The organism is Rhodococcus sp. ENV425, assembly GCF_002887785.1.
In the GTDB taxonomy this organism is placed as follows: Bacteria; Actinomycetota; Actinomycetes; order Mycobacteriales; family Mycobacteriaceae; genus Rhodococcus; species Rhodococcus aetherivorans.
In genome coordinates this window covers 1-3,867 of record NZ_PCZU01000081.1, presented here as the reverse complement: position 1 = coordinate 3,867, position 3,867 = coordinate 1, and the positions used below count along the sequence as shown (strand labels likewise).

The following is a 3,867-nucleotide window of genomic DNA, read 5'->3' as shown; positions in this document are numbered from 1 at the left end:
CGGCCGCCTGCGCCCCGCCGGTCCCGCCGACGGCAGGCGACCGGTCCCCGTGCTCACCTGGCGTTACCGGGTGAGGAGAGCCAGGCTGCCACGAGGGCCGGTCACACCGCCGATTCTACTCGCCCGGAAGAGCTTCGGTATCTCCCGGCCCCTTCCCCTCGGAACCGGCGGTGGCCTGGGCGTACCGGTGTTCCGGCAGCACCAGCATGCGGGCGTACGCGATCGCTCGGGGCGTGGTCGCGAAGACGTGCCGCTCCTCGCTGTCCTTGGTGGTGAAGACACCCAGCGCGGACAGCGGCCGCAGGTGCTCCGGTTTGGCCCCGGAGATCAGGACCGTGATGTGCCGGTGCTCGAGCTTGGTGATGGCGTCCTTGAGGACGAGGGCGCCGGTGGCGTCGATGGCCGTCACCCGGGACATGCGCAGGATCACGACCTTGACGTCCGTGACGTCGGCGAGCTCGAGCAGGAATCGGTGGGCCGCGGCGAAGAACAGAGCGCCGTCGATCCGGTACGCGACGATGTGCTCACGCAACAGCTCGTGTTCCTCGGCGGCGTGATCCCCTTCCTCGTCGAGGGGAACCTGCTCGATCCGGGCGGACTTCGCGACCGCCCGCAGCGCGAGCACCGCAGCGAACCCGACACCGATCGCGACCGCCGTCACGAGGTCGAGGGCGACGGTGACCAGGAACGTCACCGTCATGACGATCGCATCCGCGCGGCTCGCCCGTGTGATCGCGACGATCGAGGCGGTCTCGACCATGCGCACCGTGGTGGCGAGCAGAACGCCGGCGAGCGCGGCAAGGGGGATCTGGGCGACGAGCGGCGAGGCGAGGTAGACGATCCCGGCGAGGATGACGGCGTGGGTGAGGGCGGACAGCCGGGACCGCGCCCCCGAGCGGACGTTGACGGCCGTCCGGGCGATCGCGCCCGTGGCCGGAACGCCGCCGAACAGGGGGGCGGCGATGTTGGCCAGGCCCTGCCCGAACAACTCCCGGTCCGGGTCGTGCCGGGTGCCGACGCTCATCGAATCCGCGGCGGTCGCGGACAGCAGCGATTCGAGGGCCGCGAGCGCGGCCACCGCGAGCGCCGGCGCGAGAAGCGACGTCAGCTCACCCAGGTCGAGGAATCCGAGGCTGGGGGCGCTGAAGCCGGACGGGATGGACCCGATCCGCGTGACGTCCAGATGGAACAGCTGTGCGACGACGGTGGCCACCACCACCGCGACGAGCGAGAACGGCAGCTTCGGCAGGTACCGGCCGCCGATCAGGATGGCCGCCGCGACAAGCACCGCCACGACCGTGGGCAGAAGGGACGGCTGGTCGACGAACTGCCGGGCGGCGTCGAACGCGCTCTGCCACACCTTCTCCCCCTCGGCGTGGGCGATGCCGAGCGCGGCCGGAACCTGCTGCAGGGCGATGACCACGGCGATCCCGGCGGTGAAGCCCTCGATCACCGGGGCGGGCATGAACCGCACCGCCCGGCCGATGCCGGCGAAGGCGAGGACGACGAGAACGACGCCGGCGACGAGTCCCACCGCGAGGACGCCGGAGGCGCCGTGCTCATGGAAGATCGGCACCAGGACGACGGTCATCGCGCCGGTCGGGCCCGACACCTGGAAGCGGGAGCCGCCGAACACGGCGGCGACCGCTCCCGCGACGACGGCGGTCGCGAGGCCCGCCGCGGCCCCGAGACCGGAGCTGATGCCGAAGCCGAGCGCGAGGGGCAACGCGACGAGGGCGACGACGAGTCCGGCGGTCAGATCGGCGCGGGGCGAGCGCAGGGCCGGTTTCCACTCGACCCAGCGCGGCATCAGCGCGGCGACCGACCGCGCGGCGCGAGCCACGACGGTGCCGGCTCCCGCCGCCTCTTCCTCGGTGCGCCCGGTCACCGCATCCTGCTGCTCTGCCGACATCGACATCGTGCCTCCACCACAAACAATAAATAAGCACTTAATAAAGTCTGCAATCAATGCGCGCGAAGCGCCCCGGTGCGCGACCGGCTCAGCGGCGCGCTCGGCCCGCCGGTTCGGCTACGTCGTCCTCGAGCAGCTCCGCCTGTCCGGCGACCACCCCCGTGAGGATGGCGCGGGCGACGCCCAGCAGTTCCGCGACCCGCGGCGACGTCAGCGCGTACGTCACCGACAGCCCCTCCCGGCGCGCGGTGACCAGGCCTGCGCGCCGGAGGATCGCCAGTTGCTGGGAGAGATTGGCGGGTTCGATCCCCACCTCGGGCAACATCTCGGAGACGGCATGCTCGCGCTCGCTGAGCAGCTCGAGGACGCGGATGCGCGCCGGATGTCCGAGCGTCTTGAAGAAGTCGGCCTTCATCCGATAGAGGGGCTGACGCGCCTGCGCGACCATCACCGTTCCCGTCGTCCGAGCCACCGCCGGCGGGCGATGCCGTTACTTGCGTAGTTTAGCAATCAAAGAGGTAGGGTGTGCGTGACATGCGACACACCGGACACCGACACCGTCGGCACCCGGCGCGGTTCAGGAACGCGCCGCACGCCCGAGCCGGGCGAGGCTCGCGGACATCTGCGCGGGCGAGACCCGCGGAAGCCGCACGCGACGCAGGTACGCGGTGTCGGTCACCGCGGACCAGTCGCACGTCTGGCTCACCGCAGCGCCCCCGGTCGTCCCGGTGAAGGACCACTCCCACCGGATGCCGAGCGGCGGCGTGTCCGGGTTGGCCGGCAGCCACGCCAGCAGCCGGTCGGGTTCGAACGCCACCACGTGGTTGACCACCGGATACGCGCTGCGCCCGGGCAAGTGCACCTGCGCGGAGAAGCGCTGGCCGACGGCGGTGATCGGGGGCTGCCCCGCGGGCACCTGCACCGTGCCCGAGCCGTCGATCTCGCTGTGCCGCAGCGGGTCCCGCATCACCCCGAACAGCGCCGCGGCCGACACCGGTATCGTGGCCTCGACCCGGACCGATGTCGTCGTGCGCACCACGCGCACCCCGGCCCCACCGATGTCGCCGACCCCTGCCGCTTCTCCCCCATCGTTCACGCCGCACATCGTGCCACCTCGGCGCGCAATCGCTGCGCGGCGTCCGGAGCGTGATCCGGGTCGAACGCGCATATCGCGCCGGGCGGCGGGGTATGCGTGCAAAGGTGGAACCGCCACCGATCACGGGAGGAAGCACATGATTGTCCGCAGAATTGCCCGCCCCATGCTCGCGTCGGTCTTCGTCGCCGGGGGCATCGACGCGCTGAGAGACTCGTCCACCAAGGCGGCGGCAGCGCAGCCGGGACTCGACCGGGCGGTGGGCATGCTGCCCGACACGGTGACGCAGAAGCTCCCGGACTCGGTGAGCGAGAAGCTCACGAACGATCCGGAGACACTCGTGCGGATCAACGCCGCCGTGCAGATCGGGGCGGGTGCGCTGCTCGCGGTCGGGAAGGCACCGCGGCTGGCGGCTCTTGCCCTGGCCACCACGCTCGTGCCCACGACGGTGGCGGGTCACGACTTCTGGAACGTCGAGGATGCGGAGGCCCGGGCCATCCAGCGCACCCAGTTCCTCAAGAACGTCAGCCTGCTCGGCGGGCTGATCATCACCGCGGTGGACACCGAAGGCAAGCCGTCGCTGGGGTGGCGCGGACGGCGGGCCGCACGGCGCGCCCAGGAGGCCGTCGCCGGTGTCCTGCCTCATCAGGACGACGGCGCGGGCGATGCGGTCACCGAGAGCCTGCACAAGGTGGCCGAGCGGGTCCGGGTCCTGTCGGAGGAGGCAGCGGAGGTGGCCGGCACCGCCCGTGAGCGTGGAAGCCACCTGCTGGGCGTTGCCCGCGAGCGCGGACCCGAGCTCGCCGAGGTCGCCCGCGAGCGCGGCACGCACCTGCTCGACGTCGCCCGCGAACGCGGCCCC

The 3,867-nt window shown here is 71.8% G+C and carries 4 protein-coding genes; 1 reads left to right on the top strand and 3 read right to left on the bottom strand.

Annotation, left to right across the window (positions count from 1 at the left end):
* Positions 1-115: 115 nt before the first annotated feature.
* From CQZ88_RS05945 to CQZ88_RS05935, 3 genes are all read right to left on the bottom strand, one after another.
* Positions 116-1,918, bottom strand: a complete 1,803-nt coding sequence (locus CQZ88_RS05945; RefSeq protein WP_102799387.1) for a SulP family inorganic anion transporter — start codon at positions 1,916-1,918, stop codon at positions 116-118.
* 82 nt (positions 1,919-2,000) lie between these two features.
* Complete coding sequence (locus CQZ88_RS05940; protein ID WP_029543966.1) at positions 2,001-2,360, bottom strand: helix-turn-helix transcriptional regulator; 360 nt, start codon at positions 2,358-2,360, stop codon at positions 2,001-2,003.
* Positions 2,361-2,489: 129 nt separating this feature from the next.
* On the bottom strand, positions 2,490-3,017 hold the full coding sequence (locus tag CQZ88_RS05935) for a hypothetical protein (protein ID WP_037201728.1): 528 nt from the start codon (positions 3,015-3,017) through the stop codon (positions 2,490-2,492).
* Between the two features lie 127 nt (positions 3,018-3,144).
* Between CQZ88_RS05935 and CQZ88_RS05930 the strand changes: the two genes are divergently transcribed.
* Positions 3,145-3,867, top strand: a 723-nt coding sequence (locus CQZ88_RS05930; RefSeq protein WP_180986952.1) for a DoxX family protein, incomplete at its 3' end; no start/stop codon positions are given.